Origin of the sequence: Roseovarius sp. B08 (assembly GCF_051417955.1) — a bacterium.
Classification (GTDB): domain Bacteria; phylum Pseudomonadota; class Alphaproteobacteria; order Rhodobacterales; family Rhodobacteraceae; genus Roseovarius.
Map to the genome: position 1 here is coordinate 3375070 of NZ_JBPRLW010000001.1, position 21348 is coordinate 3396417.

General features: G+C 64.7%; 18 protein-coding genes and 1 pseudogene. 6 read left to right on the top strand and 13 right to left on the bottom strand.

The window, feature by feature from the left end:
• Positions 1-20 precede the first annotated feature (20 nt).
• Positions 21-1562, bottom strand: coding sequence for a DUF2125 domain-containing protein (locus ACSQ76_RS17175; protein ID WP_437157525.1), 1542 nt, complete (start codon positions 1560-1562; stop codon positions 21-23).
• Between the two features lie 161 nt (positions 1563-1723).
• Here ACSQ76_RS17175 and ACSQ76_RS17180 point away from each other — a divergent pair, with 161 nt between their 5' ends.
• Together ACSQ76_RS17180 and ACSQ76_RS17185 are read left to right on the top strand one after the other, a co-directional pair.
• Entirely contained in the window at positions 1724-2467 is a 744-nt protein-coding gene (locus tag ACSQ76_RS17180; RefSeq protein WP_437157526.1) for an SDR family oxidoreductase, read from the top strand.
• Positions 2464-3078: an enoyl-CoA hydratase/isomerase family protein gene (locus ACSQ76_RS17185; protein WP_437157527.1), complete on the top strand. Its 615-nt coding sequence runs from the start codon at positions 2464-2466 to the stop codon at positions 3076-3078. The genes ACSQ76_RS17180 and ACSQ76_RS17185 overlap by 4 nt, the downstream gene beginning before the upstream one ends.
• 76 nt (positions 3079-3154) lie before the next feature.
• On the opposite strand, the gene ACSQ76_RS17190 is transcribed toward ACSQ76_RS17185, so the two are convergent.
• The 3 genes from ACSQ76_RS17190 to ACSQ76_RS17200 are packed head-to-tail and all read right to left on the bottom strand — an operon-like array spanning position 3155 to position 5309.
• Positions 3155-4537: a multicopper oxidase family protein gene (locus tag ACSQ76_RS17190; protein WP_437157528.1), complete on the bottom strand. Its 1383-nt coding sequence runs from the start codon at positions 4535-4537 to the stop codon at positions 3155-3157.
• 57 nt (positions 4538-4594) lie between these two features.
• Positions 4595-4957 carry an STAS/SEC14 domain-containing protein gene (locus ACSQ76_RS17195; protein ID WP_306130849.1) on the bottom strand — a complete coding sequence of 121 codons (363 nt, stop codon included), beginning with the start codon at positions 4955-4957 and terminating at the stop codon, positions 4595-4597.
• Between the two features lie 58 nt (positions 4958-5015).
• On the bottom strand, positions 5016-5309 hold the full coding sequence (locus ACSQ76_RS17200) for an HNH endonuclease (RefSeq protein WP_306130848.1): 294 nt from the start codon (positions 5307-5309) through the stop codon (positions 5016-5018).
• A gap of 167 nt (positions 5310-5476) precedes the next feature.
• Between ACSQ76_RS17200 and ACSQ76_RS17205 the strand changes: the two genes are divergently transcribed.
• Positions 5477-6649: a TIGR03862 family flavoprotein gene (locus tag ACSQ76_RS17205; protein WP_437157529.1), complete on the top strand. Its 1173-nt coding sequence runs from the start codon at positions 5477-5479 to the stop codon at positions 6647-6649.
• Positions 6650-6664: 15 nt separating this feature from the next.
• Here ACSQ76_RS17205 and ACSQ76_RS17210 read toward each other — a convergent pair whose 3' ends face one another.
• Positions 6665-7252 carry a glutathione S-transferase family protein gene (locus ACSQ76_RS17210; RefSeq protein ID WP_306130846.1) on the bottom strand — a complete coding sequence of 196 codons (588 nt, stop codon included), beginning with the start codon at positions 7250-7252 and terminating at the stop codon, positions 6665-6667.
• A gap of 131 nt (positions 7253-7383) precedes the next feature.
• On the opposite strand from ACSQ76_RS17210, the gene ACSQ76_RS17215 reads away from it, so the two are divergent.
• Entirely contained in the window at positions 7384-7812 is a 429-nt protein-coding gene (locus ACSQ76_RS17215; RefSeq protein ID WP_437157530.1) for a GFA family protein, read from the top strand.
• 6 nt (positions 7813-7818) lie between these two features.
• Here ACSQ76_RS17215 and holA read toward each other — a convergent pair.
• The 4 genes and pseudogenes from holA to ACSQ76_RS17235 all read right to left on the bottom strand — a co-directional run bounded on the left by holA (position 7819) and on the right by ACSQ76_RS17235 (position 12259).
• Positions 7819-8843: pseudogene (gene holA / locus ACSQ76_RS17220) on the bottom strand (DNA polymerase III subunit delta).
• The gene (lptE, locus tag ACSQ76_RS17225) at positions 8840-9331 is read right to left on the bottom strand and encodes an LPS assembly lipoprotein LptE (protein WP_437157531.1); all 492 of its coding nucleotides are present in this window, start codon (positions 9329-9331) and stop codon (positions 8840-8842) included. The pseudogene holA and the gene lptE overlap by 4 nt, the downstream one beginning before the upstream one ends.
• Positions 9318-12011: a leucine--tRNA ligase gene (gene leuS / locus ACSQ76_RS17230; RefSeq protein ID WP_437157532.1), complete on the bottom strand. Its 2694-nt coding sequence runs from the start codon at positions 12009-12011 to the stop codon at positions 9318-9320. The genes lptE and leuS overlap by 14 nt, the downstream gene beginning before the upstream one ends.
• 83 nt (positions 12012-12094) lie before the next feature.
• Positions 12095-12259, bottom strand: a complete 165-nt coding sequence (locus ACSQ76_RS17235; protein ID WP_437158259.1) for a hypothetical protein — start codon at positions 12257-12259, stop codon at positions 12095-12097.
• Between ACSQ76_RS17235 and ACSQ76_RS17240 the strand changes: the two genes are divergently transcribed.
• Complete coding sequence (locus tag ACSQ76_RS17240; protein WP_437157533.1) at positions 12212-13459, top strand: glycosyltransferase; 1248 nt, start codon at positions 12212-12214, stop codon at positions 13457-13459. The two genes, ACSQ76_RS17235 and ACSQ76_RS17240, sit on opposite strands and share 48 nt — an antisense overlap.
• A 17-nt stretch (positions 13460-13476) precedes the next feature.
• Here ACSQ76_RS17240 and ACSQ76_RS17245 read toward each other — a convergent pair whose 3' ends face one another.
• Positions 13477-13965, bottom strand: a complete 489-nt coding sequence (locus ACSQ76_RS17245; protein ID WP_306130840.1) for a DUF3576 domain-containing protein — start codon at positions 13963-13965, stop codon at positions 13477-13479.
• 174 nt (positions 13966-14139) lie between these two features.
• Here ACSQ76_RS17245 and ACSQ76_RS17250 point away from each other — a divergent pair, with 174 nt between their 5' ends.
• Positions 14140-14793, top strand: a complete 654-nt coding sequence (locus ACSQ76_RS17250; protein WP_437157534.1) for a YggS family pyridoxal phosphate-dependent enzyme — start codon at positions 14140-14142, stop codon at positions 14791-14793.
• 216 nt (positions 14794-15009) lie between these two features.
• On the opposite strand, the gene ACSQ76_RS17255 is transcribed toward ACSQ76_RS17250, so the two are convergent.
• The 3 genes from ACSQ76_RS17255 to rpoC all read right to left on the bottom strand — a co-directional run bounded on the left by ACSQ76_RS17255 (position 15010) and on the right by rpoC (position 21305).
• On the bottom strand, positions 15010-15462 hold the full coding sequence (locus ACSQ76_RS17255; protein ID WP_437157535.1) for a L,D-transpeptidase family protein: 453 nt from the start codon (positions 15460-15462) through the stop codon (positions 15010-15012).
• Entirely contained in the window at positions 15344-16936 is a 1593-nt protein-coding gene (locus ACSQ76_RS17260; RefSeq protein WP_437157536.1) for an amidase, read from the bottom strand. Before ACSQ76_RS17260 ends, ACSQ76_RS17255 begins: the two co-directional genes overlap by 119 nt.
• A gap of 127 nt (positions 16937-17063) precedes the next feature.
• Positions 17064-21305 (bottom strand): DNA-directed RNA polymerase subunit beta', encoded by a 4242-nt coding sequence (gene rpoC / locus ACSQ76_RS17265; protein WP_306130836.1) that lies wholly within the window; start codon positions 21303-21305, stop codon positions 17064-17066.
• Positions 21306-21348 lie beyond the last annotated feature (43 nt).

Sequence of the window (21348 nt, forward strand, 5' to 3'; positions counted from 1 at the left end):
TTTCCTTGTCGTCCTCGGGCTCAGCGCAGGCGCTGCCCGTTGGCCAGGACCTGCCCGTCGCTGTTGACCTCGATCTTCGAGGTCAGCACATCCTCACCGTCGCCGGGCACCGCGAACATGCCCATCATCATGCGCACGCCCATCGCCTGTTCCTCGGGCACAAGGCCCATGGCGATCAGCGTATCCAGCAGCCCGTTCGCGCCCGTCAGCCTCAGGTCGACGGACCCGTCCGGCGCGGGCATCCCGTTGAAGGTCTCGAGGTCGGTATTGTCGAAGGTGAATTCACCTTCGCCGGTCAGTTCCGCGCCCGCGGCGCTGACCGTCAGCGTGTTGATGTCCAGCGTATTCAGCTCGCCCGGCATCCCCAGCTCGCCGGTTTCCGCAGCCTCCATCTGCTCGGGATCGAACAGGTCGAAGAACAGCTTGGCCGTCCCGGTCAGGTCGAGGTCGATCGTCGCCGGGTCATGCGGCAGTTGGCCCGCGGGGTCGAAAATGCCCCAGATCATGTCCGACATGGTGAATTCGCCCAGCGTCAAGCCCATGGCGAAATCCTGTTCCTCTTCGCTCTTGGCGACAGGCATGGTCAGGTTGAACGCGGCGGTGCCGAACGCGACCTCGATCGGCAGCGGGATGTCGCCCCCGGCCATCTTCAGCTGCATGTTGCTGGATGACAGATCATAGGTCAGCCCGTCTCCGCCCAGCGCGACGGTGATCTCGCCACCGTCCGAACTTGTCGTGCCTTCGGTCGTCTGCGGCGGATCGACCAGCTTGAATTCGCTCGACCCCTCGGTATAGGCCACCGTCGCGTCCACGTCGAAACCGTTCTCGATCGACGCCCCCAGGTTTGCAGGGTCCATTTCCAGCGGCATCGTGCCGTTGGCCGCGACGGTCATGCCGGCGAACTGGCCGTTCAGCATGATCTCCCCGCCCTCGCCCTCGGGCTCGTCGATATCGACGGTATAGGTCACCGGCCCCGTGGTCATCTTCTGCTCGGAAGTGCGCAGATCGCCGATCTTCATGGTGGTGGTGCCACTGACATCGGCGATCCGGAACTCGACAGTGCCAAGATCCATGGTCTCGCCTTCGACCGTCACGTCGTTCAGGATGATGGCGACTTCATCTGCCGTGTAATTGTAAAGCAGGTCATCGGCATCGCCGGACGCCGTCATTTCCAGACCCGTGGTGTCGTATTGCATCCCGACGCTGAAGTCTTCCGCATCGGGCGACGAGACCATCACGTTCATCGGCATCGACGCGGGCAAGGTGATCGACACGGTTCCGTCACCATTGTCGGTAAAGGTCATCTCGCCCATGTCGACCGAGACCGTCGTGTCCTCCTCGGGGATGACCATGGACATGGTGATATCTGACACCGTCAGCGCATCGCCCGACTGGTTTTCCTCTCCGCTCACCTCATAGCCCGCGCTGGCCAGATACTCCTGCCAGTCCGCCCAGACATCCGCCGGCGTCACGTCTGCCTGCGCGCTTCCCGCTGCAAGCGCGAGACCGATCGCCGTGGCGGTTCCGAACCGCGCCTTGCCCGCCATACCGAATATTTTCATGAAGAATCCTTTCGCTTTGAAATCCCCGCTTTGCTCCAGCTTCCGTTGTCGCGCAAACATGGTCAAGGGGGTATTCCCTGCCTTGCGCTGGACCTCGCCGGTTCCAGGCGATAGCTCTGGCGTGAACATACGTCACCGCAGCGATGAAAAAGGTTCAATCCATGCAAGACAAGACCGTCATGATCACCGGCGCCAGCCGTGGCATCGGCGCCGCCACCGCCCGCCACTTCGCAGCTCTCGGCGCCAACGTGGTGCTCGCCGCGCGCAGCACCGCCGCGATCGAAGAGATCGCGTCGGAGATCGGCGACCGCGCGCTGGCCGTATCCTGCGACGTCAGCCGATACGACGACGTCAGCGCCGCCGTGGCCGCCGCCACCGACCGCTTTGGCGGGCTGGACGTGCTGATCGGCAACGCCGGGGTGATCGAGCCCATCGCGCACCTGTCAGACGTCGATCCCGACGCATGGGACAAGGTCATCGACATCAACCTCAAGGGCGTCTTCCACGGCATGCGCGCCGCCCTGCCGGTCATGAAACAGGCCGGCTCCGGCACCATCATCACCATCAGCTCCGGCGCCGCCACCAGCGCGCTCGAAGGCTGGAGCCACTATTGCGCCTCCAAGGCCGCGGCACTGATGCTCACCCGCGCCGCCGACAAGGAAAACCGCGATCACGGCATTCGCGTGCTGGGCCTGTCGCCCGGCACGGTGGCCACCGACATGCAGCACCAGATCAAGGCCAGCGGCATGAACCCCGTGGCCCAGCTCGACTGGTCCGACCACATCCCGCCCGACTGGCCCGCCCGCGCGCTCGCCTGGATGTGCACACCCGAGGCAGATGGCTGGCTGGGTCAGGACATCAGCCTGCGCAACGAGGATATCCGTCTCGCGGTGGGGCTCAGATGATCGACCTCGACAAATCCGACGACGGCCTCTGGACCGTCACCATTAACCGGCCGGACAAGGCCAATTCCCTGACCCACGCCATGCTGACCGAGCTGGCGGAAATCGCCGAGGCCGCCACCGAGGCCCGCGCGCTGGTCCTCACAGGCCGCGGCAAGGCGTTCTCGGCGGGCATGGACCTCGAGGCCGCCAAGTCCGGCCTGCCGACCGACCCGGTATGGGAGCGCCTCTCGGGCGCGCTCTCGACGCTGCCCTGCCTGACCATCGCCGCACTCAACGGCACCGTCGCAGGCGGGGCCATGGGCATGGTGCTGGCCTGCGACCTGCGCATCGCGGTGCCCGGCACCAGGTTCTTCTATCCGGTGATGAAACTGGGCTTCCTGCCGCAACCTTCCGATCCGGGGCGGCTGACGCGGCTGATCGGCCCGTCGCGGGCCAAGATGATCCTGATGGCGGGCCAGAAGATCGACACGGACACCGCGCATCACTGGGGTCTGGTCGACCAGGTGACCGAACCCGATGCCCTGCTCGACACCGCCCGCACGCTCGCCACCGATGCGCTCGGCGCAACGCCTGACCACGCGGCAGGCATCAAGCACCTCTGCCGCCCCTGATCGCGCCGGAATTTTCTAAAATTCCGGGATAGAAAATACGCATTTTCTATCCCGTTTTCCGCGCGGAAAACGGCCCCTAGCCCACGCGAATCCAGTTCATCATGCCCGACATCTGGTGCGCGGCCATATGGCAATGAAACATCCAGTCGCCCGGATTCTCGGCGACGAAGGCGATCTCGCGGCTCTCGTCGGGATGGATCACCAGCGTATCGCGCCACGGCCCCAGACCGCCCCCCGGCAGAACCTCGCGGAAATGCTGCCCATGCAGGTGCATTGAATGGGAAAACGCCGTCCGGTTCTCCATCGGCACCCGCACCGTCTCGCCCAGAGCCGCCTCGATCAGCGGTGCCCCGTCCATCCCGGCCTGCCCATTGAAGGCCCAGAACTGCCCCGCCTCATAAAGCGCCCACACCTCCATCTTCGAGCCTTTCCACATGACCTGCTCCGGCAGGCCCCGCATCGCGCCGCCCTGCATGACCAGCGGCACCTGCCGCGCATCCTTCAACACCAGCACGGGCAGGTCGTTGGGCGGCAATGCCTGCGGCGCCTCCCGCACGGCCTGTTCCGCGCCGTCGACCGACACGGCCACGGTCGCATAGGTCCCGTCCCGCTCCACCGATCCGATGACCGCCTCTTCCCCGGTCTCGGCGGTGATATCCACGATCAGGTCCGCGCGCTGCGCCGGCCCCAGTTCCAGCTGCTCGACCCGCTCGGGCCGCTCCACCGGCATCGCATCCAGCGCGACGGTCCACGCCTTCATCCCCTGGAACACCAGCCGGAACACCCGCGCCGTCGCCGCATTCACCACCCGCAGCCGCAACCGCGTGCCCCGCGGATAGCTGCGCCGCATCTCCCCCACACCATTGACCGTGATGTAATTGCCCAGCCGCCCGGCATGGGACATGTCGTGCCGGTTGCCGAACTCGGGATGCAGTTGCGCGTCCTCGGTCAGCCGCCAGTCATCCAGCACGAGGATCTCCTCGGCATCCACCTCCGGCGGCTCCGCCTCGTCCACCACCAGCACCCCGGCCAGCCCGCGCGAGATCTGCTCCAGCGAGTTGGCGTGCGGGTGGTACCAGAACGTGCCCGCATCGCGCAGCGCAAAGCGATAGTCGAAGCTCTCGCCGGGGCGCACCGCCGCCTGCGTCATGCCCGGCACGCCGTCCATCGCGTTGGGCAGGCGCAACCCGTGCCAATGCACGGTCGTTTCCTGCTCCAGCCCGTTGACCAGCCGCGCCTCGAACATCTCGCCCTGCTGCTGGCGCAACACCGGCCCCGGCACCTGCCCGCCGTAGGCCCAGACGCGCGTCTTCGGGTAGTCCCCGGGCGCCAACTGCACCTCGGCGGGCGCGGCGGTCAGGCTGTGCCCCGGCGCACCGGCCCAAGCCAGCCCCGGCACCACCTGCGCCCCGGCCAGTCCGCCGACCAGCGCCATCACGTCCCGCCGTGTCGGATCCATCTTGCCCTCGCATGTTACCACGCCCGCTAGAGTGGCCCATCCCGGCACATGGTCAAGTCACTCTGACGCGATCCACTCCCGCGCCGCATCCAGATCCGCCAGGTCATACGTCCGCAGCTTAGTCGACATCAGCGCCCCCGCCGCCTTCGACACCGGCCCGATCCAGCCGATATCCGACACCACCGCCACATGGCTGATATGGCGCAGGTTCCTGAAATCGAACTTGATCCCCGGCCAGATTACCGAGGGCTCGAACCCGTCGAGGCTCTCGATCACCTCGATCAGCTTCACCGTGCCATGGGCGTCAATGAACCCCTGCATCCGGCCTACGATCCGGTCGTAGTCGTCCCGCGTGACCTTTCCGGATACGGTCAGCTCGACAGTCTTCGTTTCCGCGTCTTCTTCATAATGAACGGTCATGATCCGATCCTCCCGCATATAGGTTACTGCAAGCCGACACGTCCGGCCTTGCGCTCGATCAACGTTTCCGCCGCCCACCCGGCGTTTTTGAATGAAATGCGGGCGGGCGCTTGGCCACCCAGCGGATGAACTTTTCCAGCCGCGGATGCGCCCGCAACGCCTCGACCGTGGCATAGTCCCGCGCCAGCTCCGCCTCTGTCAGCGTCGCGTGAATCTCGTTGTGGCAGATCTGGTGCAACAGAACGACCGGCCCGCCCTTGCCGCCTTTCAGCTTGGGCACCAGGTGGTGCAGGCTCTGCTTCGCCTCGGGCGGGATGGGCCGTCCGCAAAGCGGACATACCGGGTCCTCCATCGCTTTCCCTTGATCTTTGCCATCTGACAGGCAACAGGATGGAGGCGAGATGCGACTTGGCAAGGGGCTATCGTCCCTCCGCCAAATCCGAAAGGCCCGCCAATGCCTCAAGCACATGAACCGCGACCGCACCTGTCCAGACCGGCGCGTCGGACACTGAGCTGCGCATGACGACCGCCCTCGTCATCGGGGCCGGCCCGGCGGGCCTCATGGCCGCCGAGGCGCTGGCCGCCGCAGGCTGTGCCGTCACCGTGGCCGAGGCCAAGCCCTCGCCCGCTCGCAAGTTCCTGATGGCGGGCAAATCGGGCCTCAACCTGACCAAGGCCGAGGATCCCGACACCTGCCTCGCCGCCTATGCCGAGGCGGCACCCCGGCTGCGCCCAATGCTGTCGGCCTTCGGCCCCGACGATGTCATCCGCTGGGCGGAAGGGCTGGGCCAGCCCACCTTCACGGGCACGACCGGCCGCGTCTTTCCCGCCGCGATGAAAGCCTCCCCCCTGCTGCGCGCCTGGCTCGCCCGACTGGATGGACTGGGCGTCACCCTTCACCGCCGCTGGCGCTGGACCGGGTGGGAGGGCGACGCCGTGCTCTTCGACACGCCCCAGGGCCCGCACCGCCGCACGCCCACCGTCACCGTGCTGGCCTGCGGCGGGGCCAGCTGGGCGCGGCTGGGCTCCGACGGGGCCTGGGCCGCGCACCTTCCCGGCCATACGGCCCCGTTCCAGCCCGCCAACATGGGGTTCACCGTCGCCTGGTCCGATCACATGCAACGCCATTTCGGCCAGCCGTTGAAGAACATCGCGCTGCACGCCGGGCCGCAGGTCTCGCGCGGCGAAATCGTCCTGTCGGCCGCCGGGCTCGAAGGCGGTGGTCTCTATGCCCTGTCCCGACCCCTGCGCGAGGGGGCACCCCTCACGATCGACCTGCGGCCCGACCTGTCACACGACGAGGTCCGCGCCCGCCTGGGCCGCCCCCGCGGCAAGGCCAGCCTGTCGAACCACCTGCGCAAGACGCTTCGTCTCGGCCCTGCCGAACAGGCCCTGCTGCACGAGGTGGCCCGCCCCCTGCCCGCCGATCTCGCACCGCTGGTCAAGGCCCTGCCGGTCCCGCTCCAAGGTCCCCGCCCGCTTGACGAGGCCATCTCGACCGCCGGCGGCCTGCGCTTCGACGCTCTCGACCCCGACCTTATGCTGCTGTCGCGCCCCGGCACCTTCGCCGCCGGCGAGATGCTCGATTGGGAGGCGCCCACCGGCGGCTATCTGTTGACCGCCTGCCTCGCCACGGGCCTCTGGGCCGGCCAGGCCGCGGCCCGGTTCGCGACGCGCGCGTCCCGGTCCTGACCGACCGCGAATCCCTCACGCCATCGCAACGACCTTTTGAAAGGCCGGGCGCGCCTCCAGCCGGGCGCGGTAGTCCGCCAGAACCTCCCCCGGCTCGGGAAATTTCGCGATCTCGGCCCAGCGCAGGCAGTGAACCAGCAGGATATCGGGCACCGTCATTTCCTCGCCCGTCAGGAACGGGCCGTCCAGCGCCTCGGACAACCGCGCGATATTGGCCTCGTATTCCCATTTCAGCGTTTCCTTGACCTCGGGCACCCGCTTCTCCTCGGGCAGCACGAAGGTATGCCGCGCCGCCATCCACAGGCTGCAATCCACGTCGTCGAGGATCTGGTGCGTCAGCGCATCCTGCCGCGCCCGCTCCAGGCTGCCGGCGGGATGGGTCAGCGCCCCGTGCCGGTCGGCCAGATACGCCATGATGGCGATCGACTCGGTCACCACCGCGCCATCCACCCGCAACGCCGGTATCTTGCCCGACGGGTTTGCCGCCACCGCTTCGGCGCTGCGCGGCCCGGCAGGCGTGTGGTCATAGTCCAGCCCCAACTCCTCCAGCATCCACAGCACCCGAAAGGCCCGGCTGGCTTTCGATCCGATCACCTCGTACATCGCGTCTCTCCTGGAAATGTCGCCTCACGCTTGCCCGGCTTTCACGCCGGTGCAACGAAAAACCGACCCCTTGCTGACATTTCCTGTCATACTGGTCGCCTATCCTGCGCCCACCTGGCCGGAGACTTCACATGCACAAGACTGCCACCTGCCTTTGCGGCGCCGTCACGCTTGATATCGCGGAGGCCCCCGACACCACCGGCGCCTGCCACTGTGGCATGTGCCGCAAATGGTCCGGCGGCATCTACCTTGGCCTGCATGTCCCAGCCGGCGGCGCGACCATCACCGGTGCGCAGAACATCACCGCCTACACCTCGTCCGACTGGGCCGAGCGCTGCTTCTGCGCCACCTGCGGCACCAACCTCTTCTACCGCGTCACCGCACCGGGCCCGATGCAGGGCGACATGCATGTGGGCCTCGGCCTTCTGGACGATCCCTCCGGCATCAGCCTCACCGAGGAGATCTTCATCGACCGCAAGCCCGACGGCTACGCGCTCGCCGGCGACCACAAGCGCATGACCGAGGCCGAGACGCTGGCCATGTTCGCCGAAATCTCCTGAACCGGCCTATCGCTGCGCCAGCGTCGCCAGCCGGATCAGCGCGCGCTCCACCAGCGCCATGTCCGGCGCCGTCTGCCCCGCCGAGCGCAGGCGCAAGTCGGTGTCGGTCAGCACGCCCAGCGCCTCTTCCAGCTTGGCCGCGCCCCAATGCGCCGCCTGCCGCTGCATCCGGTCGCGCCGGGGGCCAAAGACCGGTGGGCGCACGCGGGCAATGCCCTGCCCCGGCCCGCCCGGATCGCTGGCCGCCGCGTATAACGTGCGGAAATGCCGGTTCGCGGCCATGCACAAGCCCACCGGCTGCACCCCTGCGCCCGCAACCGCTTCATCACCGGCCCGATCTCGCCCGGCTTCGCCTCGGCCACCAGATGCAGCACGTCGTCCAGATCCGCCTCCACCGACACCGGCGCACAGGCGGCGATATCCTCGGCGTTCAATGGCGTGTCATCGCCCCGCTTGTACAGCGCCAGCTTGTCCATCGTCTGGCGGAAATCGCCCGGGTCCAGCGCGCGGGCCAGCGCATTGAGATCCGCCATCGCCTCGCGCGGAATATCCCGCAAGCCCGCCTTTGACAGGATCGCCTCGATCTCGGCCCGGCCCGGTGGCTCGTCATAGATCGCGGCCGCATAGGCATTCTTATGCCCCTCGAACAGCTTGCGCAGCTTCGACGTCGCCTTCAGGCCACCGGCGGTCACCACCACCTGCGCATCCCCAGGCTGCCAGTCCTCCAGCGCCGCCGTCACCACCGGCGCCACGGTCTCGTTGGCGTCCTCGACAAAGGCCACGCGCGGGCCGGGAAAGAAGCCCTGCGCCTTGACCGCATCAAGCAGCATCGCGGGGTCCTTGCGCAAATCGCCCGCCGGGATACGCGTCAGCCGCATCTCTTCCTCGCCTTGCGGTCCGATAAGGGCCGCGATCACCTCCTGCCGCTTCAGCGCCACGCGCATCGCATCGGTGCCATAGATCAGCAGGCCGGTCTTGTCGGGATCGGGCCGCGCGAAATACGCCGGCGCATCGCGGGGCGACAGCTTCATGCCGGCAGCTTGCCGGCCTCGGCGGTCAGCCGGTTCAGGATCTGGTCCGCCAGGATCACCATCAGCCGCGCCTCGGCATCGCGCTGCGCCGCCTGCGTCGCCACGGTGGTCCCCGACGCCGAGTAGGAGGTAAAGCTGTCCGCCTGCCCGCTCAGCACGACGGCATTGCTCCGCAGATCGCGCAGAGCGTATTTCACATTGCCCAGCAGGTTGTAGCGCGTCGTCACGTTGGTGCTCGAGATCGCGACGGCCTCTTCCGTCAGATTGATCGAATAGCTCAGCCCGTACACCTGCCGCTCGCCGCGCCCCAGCCGTTCCTCGACGTGGCGCGTCAATAAATAGCCCGGACGGCCGTCCGGTGCATCCACCAGCACCGCGCCCTGCAACTTCTGCGCCGCTCCGCCCGGCCCGTAGGCGGGTGCAAAGCCACAGGCGGCCAGCCCGGCAGGCAGACACAGCAACACGAAACGACGGTTAAACGACGACATTCACGATCCGCCCCGGGACAACGATGACCTTCTTGGGCTGGGCCCCATCCAGCGACCTTGCCACAGCTTCGTGCGCCAGCGCGACTTTTTCAACCTCCGCCTTGTCCATGTCCTTTGGCACGCTGATCTCGGCCCGGCGCTTTCCGTTGACCTGAATGGGCAACGTCACGTTGTCATCGGTCAGCATCGCCTCCTCGGCCACAGGCCAGGGCGCCTGCGCCACCAGCCCCTCGCCGCCCAGCACGGACCAAAGCTCTTCGGACAGGTGCGGCGTCATCGGCGACATCAGCTGCGCCAGAACCTTGGCCGCGGCCTTCTTCGCCTCCGCGCCTGCACCGGACTTGGCCAGCGTATTGGTAAAGCCGTACAGCTTGGCAATCGCCGCGTTGAAGCCAAAGCTTTCCACGCCGCCCGTCACGTCATGGATCGCCCGGTGCATGTCTTTTGCCAGCGCCTCATCCTCGGACGCATTGGCCGGGCTGGTATCCCCTGCAATCTCCGACACGATCCGGTAGACCCGCGCCAGGTGCTTGAACGTCGCCTCGGCCCCGGCGGCGGTCCATTCCACGTCCCGCTCCGGCGGGCTGTCCGACAGCACGAACCACCGCGCGGTATCGGCCCCGAAGGCGTCGATGATGTTCACCGGGTCGACGACGTTGTTTTTTGACTTGGACATTTTCGCTGAAGGAACAACCTCAACTCTTAAGTCCGGATTTTGGTAGACCAGATTATGTATTACTTTCCGATGGTTTTCGTCATCGACTTTCATACCGTGCTCTTTAAAAGTGGATTTGAGCGCTACTAGTTCGATGTCATTGTAAGAAAGAGGAACAATATCTTCGGGGTAGTGATATAAATCCTTAGCAAGCTGATATTTTTCACCACTATCTGGATCTATACGATCCTCCAAGATCAACGTCCTGTAAATTGCATGCGTCACCATCCCTTGCGTGAACAGCGCGTCAAACGGCTCGATCGCCTTTTCCGGCAGGTGCCCGCAGATATGCATCGCCCGGGCGAAAAACCGGCTGTAAAGCAAATGCAGGATCGCATGCTCGATGCCGCCGATATACTGATCCACGTTCATCCAGTACGTCGCATCCTGCATCCGCGTCGGCGTGTCCGCATCCGGCGCAGTGAATCGCGCGAAGTACCAGGAGCTGTCCACGAATGTGTCCATCGTGTCCGTCTCGCGCCGTGCATCCGCGCCGCAGCTCGGGCATGTGCAGTCCCGCCACGACGGATGCCGATCCAGCGGGTTGCCCGGGATTGAAAAATCAATCGGCGTGCCGCCCTCGTCATAGGGCAATTCGACCGGCAGGTTTTCCTTCTTCTCGGGCACCACGCCGCAGGCCTCGCAATGCACCACGGGAATGGGACAGCCCCAATACCGCTGCCGCGACAACCCCCAGTCGCGCAGGCGATACTTCACCTGCCCCGTGCCAAGCCCCTTTTCCTCCAACCAGTCGATCGTGGCGTCGATCCCTTCCTGGCTGGTGGCCTCGCCCACGCCTGCGAAATGGTCGATATACACCACCGTCTCGGTCTTGGCCGGCACCAGCGCCTCGGTCTCGACATGTTTTTCCTGCCCGGGCAGGTAAAAGGCATTGCGCACCTCAAGCCCATATTTCCGCGCGAAATCAAGGTCCCGCTGATCATGCGCCGGACAGCCGAAGACAGCGCCGGTGCCGTAATCCATCAACACGAAATTACCGACCCAGACGGGCAGTTCCTTGTCGGGCCAGACCGGGTGACGCACCGTGATCCCGGTGTCGATCCCCTTCTTCTCGGCCTTCTCCATCGCGGCCTCTGTGGTGTCCATCTTGCGCGTCTCCGCGATGAACGCCGCCAGCTCGGGTTTGTCCTTCGCCAGCTCACGGCTCACCGGATGCTCCGGCGAAATCGCGATGAAACTTGCCCCGCGCATCGTGTCGGGCCGGGTCGAGTAACAGATGATCGGGTCATCCGCATCCGTCCGCTCGAACGGAATCTCGATGCCGCGCGACTTGCCGATCCAGTTTTCCTGCATCAACCGCACCTTGGCCGGCCAGTTCTCCAACCCGTCCAGCGCCTCCAGAAGCTCCTCCGAGAAATCCGAGATCTTGAAGAACCACTGCGTCAGCTCGCGCTTCTCGACCTCCGCGCCAGACCGCCAGCCCTTGCCGTCGATCACCTGCTCGTTGGCCAGCACGGTCATGTCCACCGGGTCCCAGTTCACCACCGCGTTCTTGCGGTAGACCAACCCTTTTTCCAGGAAATCGAGGAACAGCGCCTGCTGCTGGCCGTAATATTCCGGATCACAGGTGGCAAACTCCCGGCTCCAGTCGATCGACAGGCCCAATGGCTTCATCTGCCCGCGCATGTCCGCGATGTTGCCATAGGTCCAGTCCTTGGGATGGCCTCCGCTCGCCATCGCGGCATTCTCGGCGGGCATCCCGAACGCGTCCCAGCCCATCGGGTGCAGCACGCTGTGCCCGGTCGACAGCCGGTACCGCGCGATCACGTCGCCCATCGTGTAATTGCGAACATGCCCCATGTGGATGCGCCCCGACGGATAGGGAAACATCTCCAACACATAGTATTTCGGCTTGTCCCGCGACCTCTCGGCCCGGAAAATCCCGGCCTCGTCCCAGGCCTTTTGCCATTTTGCTTCGATCTCGGCGGCGGAATAACGCGACATGTCCCGTCCGGTCCCTTGTTTCTCAAACTCCAAAGGGTGATAGGGCCCCACGCCCGCAGGGTCCAGTGCGCAGCGGGCAAAAATCAGGCGTAACCGATTTCTTGCAAGAAATCGGGCCGGAAAATCCGAATTTTCCGACGCGGAATTTTGCAAAATTCCGCCCCGCCGCTATAAGCCTGAAAAAACGCACAGGCAGTTGCATGAAAATCCTCTTCATACATCAGAATTTTCCCGGCCAGTACAAACATCTGGCACCCTTGCTGGCCTCGCGCGGACACCACTGCGTGGCCCTGACGCTCAAGGTCGACAAGCCGACCAAATGGAACGGCGTGCAGGTTGTCCCCTACACTCTGTCCAAACGCGCGCCCCAGAACCTGCACCCGTGGCTCGTCGATCTCGACACCAAGGTCACCCGCGGCGACGCCTGCTACCGCGCCGCACGCACGATGAAGGAAAACGGCTATGCGCCCGATCTCATCCTCGCGCATCACGGTTGGGGCGAATCGATGTTCCTGCGCGATGTCTGGCCCGAGGCACGGCTTGCCATCTACTGCGAGCTCTACCACCTCACCGATGATCAGCACCTCGACTTCGACCCCGAATTCGCCAAGTCGGACCGTGGGCTTCAGGCGCTGCGCATCCGGATGAAGAACATCAACAATCACCTGCATTTTCCCGTTGCCGACGCCGGGATAAGCCCCACGCGGTTCCAGGCCGATACCTTCCCCGCCGAGTTCCGCGACAAGATCACCGTCTCGCATGACGGAATCGACACGCTCTCCGCCTGTCCAAAGCCCGATGTCCGGCTGACGATCGAAGGCCAGGTCGACGTCACCCGGGACGACGAGGTCATCACGTTCGTCAACCGGAACCTAGAACCCTATCGCGGCTACCACATCTTCATGCGCGCCCTGCCGCGCCTCCTGCGCGAACGGCCCGACGCGAAGGTGCTGATCGTCGGCGGCGACGAGGTCAGCTATGGCGCCGCCCCGCCCAAGGGCCAGACCTGGAAACAGATTTTCCTCGACGAGGTCCGCGGCCAGATCTCCGACGCCGACATGGCCCGTGTCCACTTCCTTGGCCGCATTCCCTACGACCAGTTCCTGCGCTTGCTGCAGGTCAGCCGCGTGCACGTCTACCTCACCTATCCCTTCGTGCTCAGCTGGTCGCTGATGGAGGCGATGTCCTGCGGCGCGGCGATCGTCGCCAGCGACACCACGCCGGTGCGCGAAGTGATTCGCCACGACGAGACCGGCCGACTGGTCGATTTCTTCGACGGCGAAGCACTGGTGGATGAAGTCTGCGCGCTGCTCGAAGACGAAGCGGCGCGGCGCAGGCTCGGTGCCGCCGCACGGGATCTGATGCGCGACAAGTACGATCTGCGCACGATTTGCCTGCCGCGCCAGGTCGAATGGATATCGGACATAATGGAAGGCGCGCCGGTCTAGGGCGCGCCCGTCAGGGGTCAGAAGCGGCCGGCCTGCGTACGCAGTTGCCGGGCGCGACTCAGGATCGCATCCTCGATGGCGCGTTGCGTGCCCGCGGCAACCGGGCCGCTCTGCGATTGCAGCGCCACGTTCAGCGCCCGCGCATCCAGCGCCGGATCGCTGATCAGCACGGTCGCGCGATAGGCCCGCCCGCCGCCCGGCGGCCGACCATACCCGGTCGAGATCACGCCGGTGAACGGATCCGCGCTCTGCACGGGAAGAAAATCCAGGACCTCCAGCGAGGCGGTCCACAAAAACCGGTTCACCCGGATACCACCCGTGCCATCGTTCTTGAAGGCGTCGAACAGGCTGGTGCCCCCTGTCGCGGCCGTCGGTGTCTGGTTCGGGCCGCCTTCGACCTTGTACGCGTCAGGGTCCAGCTTGGCATTCCTGAACGCGCTGCACGAAGCCAGCAGGCCCACGCTCGCCAACAGCACCACGGCGCTTTTCAAAGGGGATTTGAACATTCCACCACCCGTTCCAGTTTTCCCTTCATTATCCAACCATACCAACGTCGGCAAGGTTGTTATCCGGTCCCCGTGTCCGAATGGATCACGACTGTGGTTCCCGGGCGCCGGGATTTGCGCAATCGTCCGTCCTGTGGCACTAAGCCGACAGTCGAAATCGCCCGGATTCCCACGATGAGCCTGCACGATATCCAAGCCCGCATCGCAGCCGCCGAACAGGACGCCGGCCGCGACCCCGGCTCGGTCGAACTGATCGCCGTCTCCAAGGTGCAGCCCGACGACCGGGTCACCGCCGTGCTGGACGAAGGCCACCGCGTCTTCGGCGAGAACCGCGTGCAGGAAGCGGCCGGTAAATGGCCCGGTTTCCGGGAACGCTACGATGACGTCGTCCTGCACCTCATCGGCCCGCTCCAGACCAACAAGGCGCGTCAGGCGTTCGACTTGTTCGACTCGATCCATTCCGTCGACCGGCCCAAGCTGGCCAGGACCATCGCGCGGCTGGCCCAGGAAGAGGGGCGCTGCCCCGGCCTCTTCATCCAGGTCAACACCGGCGAAGAGGACCAGAAGGCCGGTATCCTCCCCAACGAGGCCGACGCCTTCATCGCCGAGTGCCGCGCCCTCGACCTTGAGATCGAGGGGCTGATGTGCATTCCACCCATCGACGAGGAGCCCAGCCTGCATTTCGCCCTGCTGGCGAAGATCGCCGAACGCAACGGGCTGTCCGGCCTCTCCATGGGCATGAGCGGCGATTTCGAACGCGCCATCGCCCTGGGCGCCACCCATATCCGCGTCGGCAGCGCCATCTTCGGGGAACGCGAGCACGACTGAACGCTCGGAGAACTCCCGAGTTTGCGTAGCCCGCCGCGATCCGCGCTGGTTTCAAAGACAGGCGCCAAGGCCCTTCGCAACCATCCGGCGTGAGGCCGGGTCAAAAGTCTTTCGAAGACTTTTGACAATTTCCTTTCCAAGGAAATTTCCGCGCCAACGGCACCGACGCTCTGCCACCCGGATACCGACGCGATACCGACACGCGATTTGCCGCGCTCACCCCGGCACGATCAGCCGTGTCCCGAGAGTGATCTTCCCGGCGATCCAGCGCAGGTGATCCGGCCTGAAGGCCACGCATCCTGCCGTAGGATACCCCGGCCGACGCCAGCGGTGCAGGAAGATGCACGATCCCCTGCCCCGCTCCGCCCTCGGCCAGTTCCAATCGGTGATCAGGATCATGTCATAAAGCGGATCACCCCGCCGCAAGACCTCGTGCGAATGCGCATAAGGCTTTGAAACCATGAGGTTGTAATCCCTGTGCGCAGGGTCGTCCGACCACAGATCGCCCGGCCGTATCGGCACCGCCCAGTCCGCCGGCCTTGCCATTCGGTCAGGTCGATACATCATCCCGACGATCCGGTGCGTCCCCACCGGCGTCGCGCCATCTCCCTCGCGCTTGTCGCGGGTCCTGCCGCCGCGGCCGATCGTGCAGGGAAACCGGCGCCCCATGAATCGCACTCCAATGGGCGTCAGAACCATGTCCTGCGGCGTCATGCTGCAAGCCCCCGGGCAAGCCTGAAGTTGGAAGAAACATCTCAGGCGATTGATTTTCATACAGAAAAGCCGCCTCGAAAACCCGCGCATCGTCGAATGTCGGCCCGACGATCTGCATCCCCGTGGGCACACCGTGCCGGTCCCGTCCCGTGGGCACCGACATCACCGGGCAGTTGTGCAGCATGTTGAACTGATGCGTCAGGACCCAGCCATACTCCGGATCCACTTCCTGCCCCGCGACGGTAAACCCCGGACCGATCGGATCATGATCGGCCCGAACGCACCCCACGGAAAGCGTTGGACACATGAATATATCCGCATCCTCCAGGATCGCGCCGATCATCTGGTACATGTCGTGCTGCACCTCCCAGGATCGCGCCACGTCATCGGGCCCCAACCGTGCCGCCGCCTCTGCCGTGGCGATGGCGTAATCCGTCATCCGCCCCCCATACTCCTCCAGCGCCCAAAGCGGCGCGCGACCGAAATGCATCGCCAGGTACCACTGCATCGCCGCCTCGTCGACGCGCGCATCCCACCCCACGTCCACCGGGACCACCTCGCATCCGGAGTCGTGAAAAACCTCCAGCGCGGCCAAGGTATTACGCTGCACGTCGTCGTCGATCGGGACATATCCGAGGTCCATCGAGAACGCTATTTTCAAGGGCCGTCCGCTCCCTTCCAGCGGCAGCACCACGCGATCCCTCAGGCTGTCATGATCGCGCGGATGGGGGCCTGACACGATATTCTGCCCCAGCGCGCAATCCGCCACGCTGCGGCTCAGGAAACCGCAGTGGTTGTAGCGGTCGAAATTGGCCGGCGGCCCGTCGGGGTTGCGCCCGTGCGGCGGCTTGTAGCCTACCAGCCCGCACGCGCTGGCCGGAATACGGATCGACCCGCCGATATCGGTGCCCGTGGCCAGCGGCACCATCCCGGCCGCCAATGCGGCCGCCGACCCGCCCGACGAGCCGCCGGGACTGTAATCGAGGTTGAAGGGATTGCGGGTCACCCCAAAACGCTCGGACCGGCAGACGCCGGACAGGCAGAACTCCGGCGTAGTGGTGCGGGCCGGGATGATCGCCCCCGCCGCCAACAGGCGTTCGATCATCGGATCCGACTGCGATTCCACCTCGCGCCCCATCGACCAAGACCCTTGCGTGGTGCGTTGCCCCTCGACCCGCTGAGCATCCTTGACCGCGACCGGCAGCCCTTCCAGAGCGCGCGCCGTGCCGTTTTCATAAGCGGTTTCGGCCCCGCGCGCCGCGTCCAGCGCGTCGTCGAAAAAGGCTTCGGTATAGGCGTTCAGGTCCGGATTTACCGCCTCGGTCCGGGCAATCAGTGCCTCCAGATATGCAACAGGCGACAGGTCGCGCGACTTGAACCGGGCCAGGACATCCCTCGCGGAAAGATAGCAAAGATCATTTTCGGTCATGGCGACTCCCATGCGGTCACCATGTCGAAAACCGATGAGGGTTGAAAGCCCGACCAAGCAAACGGACATGCCCGAAACGAAAAAGGCCCCGCCAGTGACGGGGCCTTCCTCAATCTTGTCGCGCGGATCAGTCCTCGCGGCTTTCCGGCGTCTCGACCAGCGTGTCGAACTCGTCGCCACCGACCACGTCGTCGACCGGGGCAGCCAGTGCGGCGGCGGCTTCGGCCTCCTCGCGGCGGGCCTCGATCACCACGTTGTCACGCTGCTGCGCGATCTGGCGCATGTTCAGCGTGGCGCCACCGGTGCCGGCCGGGATCAGGCGACCCACGATGACGTTCTCCTTCAGGCCCACGAGCTTGTCGCGCTTGCCCTGAACCGAGGCTTCGGTCAGGACCCGCGTCGTCTCCTGAAACGAGGCCGCCGAGATGAAGCTGCGGGTCTGCAAGCTCGCCTTGGTGATCCCCAGAAGGATCGGCTCGCCCTGTGCCGGGCGCTTGCCACGGGCGATCGCCTTCTCGTTGGCCGCGTCGAACTCTGCCTTGTCGACATGCTCGCCCTTCAGAAGCGTGGTTTCACCCGAATCCTGGATCTCCCACTTCTGCAGCATCTGGCGCACGACAACCTCAATGTGCTTGTCGTTGATCTTCACGCCCTGCAGTCGATAGACGTCCTGCACCTCGTCGATCATGTAATCGGCAAGCGCCTCGACACCCATGATCGACAGGATGTCATGCGGCGCCGGGTTGCCGTCCATGATGTAGTCACCCTTCTGGACGTAGTCACCTTCCTGAACCGGAATGTGCTTGCCCTTGGGCACCATGTACTCGACCGGCTCCAGCGACTCGTCGGCAGGCTCGATGCTGATGCGACGTTTGTTCTTGTAGTCGCGACCATAGCGGACGTAGCCATCGATCTCGGCGATGATGGCGTGATCCTTCGGACGACGCGCCTCGAAGAGTTCGGCCACACGCGGCAGACCCCCGGTGATGTCCTTGGTCTTGGCACCTTCCCGCGGAATACGTGCAACCACGTCACCCGCATGCACTTCCTGCCCTTCCTCGATGGACAGGATCGCGTCCACCGACATCGGATAGGTCACCGGGTTCCCCGCATCGTTGCGGACCGGCTCGCCATCCTTGTCGGCGATCAGGATCTCGGGCTTCAACTCGTTGCCCTTGGGCGCGGCGCGCCAGTCGGACACGATCTTCTGCGTCATGCCGGTGGCATCGTCGGTCACGTCACGCACCGATACACCCACGGTCAGGTCGACGAACTTCGCCGTACCGCCCTTCTCGGCCAAGATCGGCAGGGTATAGGGATCCCACTCGAACAGCTTGTCGCCACGTGCGACTGTGTCGCCTTCCTTGACGAAAAGCTTGGTACCGTAGCCCACCTTGTGGCTGGCCAGTTCGACGTCCTTCTCGCCCTTGATCAACACTTTCATGTTGCGGCCCATGACCAGTGTCTCGCCGCTGGAGTTCTCCAGCGTCTGGGCGTTCTCGAACGCGATCTTGCCCGACTGGCTGGCCTCCAGGAACGATTGCTGGCCACCCTGCGCCACGCCGCCGATGTGGAAGGTCCGCATCGTCAGCTGGGTGCCGGGTTCACCGATCGACTGCGCCGCGATGATGCCCACGGCCTCGCCGGTGTTCACCATCGTGCCGCGCGCCAGGTCACGGCCATAGCACATCGCACATACACCATCCTCGGCCTCGCAGGTCAGCGGGCTGCGGATGCGTGCGGTCTGCACGGCGGCCTGGTCGATCGCGTCCGACAGACGCTCATCGATCAGTTGGCCTTCGGCCACGATCACCTCGCCCGACACCGGGTTCACGATGTCCTCGGCCGCGACACGGCCCAGTACACGTTCCGCCAGCGACGCCACGACCTCGCCGTCATTGACGGCCGGTTCCGCGGTGATCGCACGGTCGGTGCCGCAATCATGCTCGCGCACGATGCAGTCCTGCGCCACGTCCACCAGGCGACGGGTCAGGTAGCCCGAGTTCGCCGTCTTCAACGCGGTGTCCGACAGACCCTTCCGGGCGCCGTGGGTCGAGTTGAAGTATTCGAGAACGGTCAGACCTTCCTTGAAGTTCGAGATGATCGGCGTCTCGATGATGTCGCCGTTCGGCTTGGCCATCAGGCCGCGCATACCGCCCAGCTGTTTCATCTGCGTGACCGAGCCACGCGCGCCCGAGTGCGCCATCATGTAGACGCTGTTGGGTTCCGCGACCGCTCCGTTCTCGTCCTTCACCTCGGCCGAGATGGAGCCCATCATCGCCTCGGTGACCTGGTCGTTACATTTCGACCAGGCGTCGACCACCTTGTTGTACTTCTCGCCCTGCGTGATCAGGCCGTCCATGTACTGCTGTTCAAAGCCCTTCACCTGTTCACGGGTCTCTTCGACGATGCCCCATTTGTCCTCGGGGATCACCATGTCGTCCTTGCCGAACGAGATGCCGGCGCGGAAGGCTTCCTTGAAGCCCATGCTCATGATCTGGTCGCAGAAGATGACCGATTCCTTCTGACCGCAATAACGATAGACGGTGTCGATGACCTGCTGCACCTCTTTCTTGCGCAACAGCTTGTTGACCAGTTCGAACGGCGCCTTGGCGTTCATCGGCAGCAAGGCCCCGATACGCACCCGGCCCGGCGTGGTTTCGAAGCGCTGGATCACCTCCTGCCCGGTCTCGTCGATCTGCGGCAGGCGTGCGGTGATCTTGGCGTGCAGGTGCACCTCGCCGGAATCCAGCGCGTGCTGCACCTCGTCGATCGAGGCAAAGCTCATGCCTTCGCCCTTCATGCCTTCGCGCATGATCGAGGTATAGTAGAGACCCAGAACCATGTCCTGCGACGGCACGATGATCGGCGCGCCGTTGGCGGGCGACAGAACGTTGTTCGTCGACATCATCAGAACGCGCGCTTCCAGCTGCGCCTCGAGGCTCAGCGGAACGTGCACGGCCATCTGGTCACCGTCGAAGTCGGCGTTGAAAGCCGAGCAGACCAGCGGGTGAAGCTGGATCGCCTTGCCTTCGATCAGCGTGGGCTCGAACGCCTGGATGCCCAGACGGTGCAGCGTCGGCGCACGGTTCAGCAGGACCGGGTGCTCGCGGATCACCTCGTCGAGGATGTCCCAGACCTCCGGCCGCTCTTTCTCGACCAGCTTCTTCGCCTGCTTCACGGTGCTGGAAAGGCCCTTGGCCTCCAGCCGCGAATAGATGAACGGCTTGAAGAGCTCGAGCGCCATCTTCTTGGGCAGGCCGCACTGATGCAGTTTCAGTTCCGGCCCGGTCACGATGACCGACCGGCCCGAGAAGTCGACCCGCTTGCCCAGAAGGTTCTGGCGGAAGCGGCCCTGCTTGCCTTTCAGCATGTCGCTGAGAGATTTCAGCGGACGTTTGTTGGCGCCGGTGATGACGCGGCCACGACGGCCATTGTCGAAAAGGGCATCGACCGATTCCTGCAACATCCGCTTTTCGTTGCGCACGATGATGTCGGGCGCGCGCAGCTCGATCAGCCGCTTCAGGCGGTTGTTCCGGTTGATCACACGGCGGTAAAGGTCGTTGAGGTCGGACGTCGCGAACCGGCCACCGTCCAGCGGCACCAGCGGGCGCAGTTCCGGCGGAATGACCGGAATCACAGTCATAACCATCCACTCCGGGCGGTTGCCGGACTCGATGAAGCTCTCGACGACTTTCAGACGCTTGATGATCTTCTTCGGCTTCAACTCGCCGGTGGCCTCGGCCAGGTCGGCGCGCAGGTTCTCGGCCTCGGATTCAAGGTCGATATTGGCCAGCATGTCGCGGATCGCCTCGGCGCCGATATTGGCGGTGAAGGCATCCATGCCATACGCGTCCTGCGCATCCATGAATTCCTCTTCCGTCAGCATCTGTCCATAGGTCAGGTCCGTCAGGCCCGGCTCGATCACCACGTAGTTCTCGAAGTACAGAACCCGTTCCAGATCGCGCAGCGTCATGTCCAGCATCAGGCCGATGCGGCTGGGCAGCGACTTCAGGAACCAGATATGCGCGCAGGGCGCGGCCAGTTCGATATGGCCCATCCGCTCGCGGCGAACCTTTTGCAGCGTGACTTCCACGCCGCATTTCTCGCAGACGACGCCGCGATACTTCATGCGCTTGTACTTGCCGCAAAGGCACTCGTAGTCCTTGATCGGGCCGAAGATACGCGCGCAGAACAGGCCGTCACGCTCGGGCTTGAACGTGCGGTAGTTGATGGTTTCCGGCTTCTTGATCTCGCCATACGACCAAGACAGGATGCGTTCCGGGCTGGCCAGCGACACCTTGATTTCGTCGAACACCTTCGCCGGTGCGGCGGGGTTGAACGGGTTGTTTGTCAGTTCTTGGTTCATTTCGAATTCCTAAAAAGAGGAGCGTAGGAGGGGCGAAGCGTGG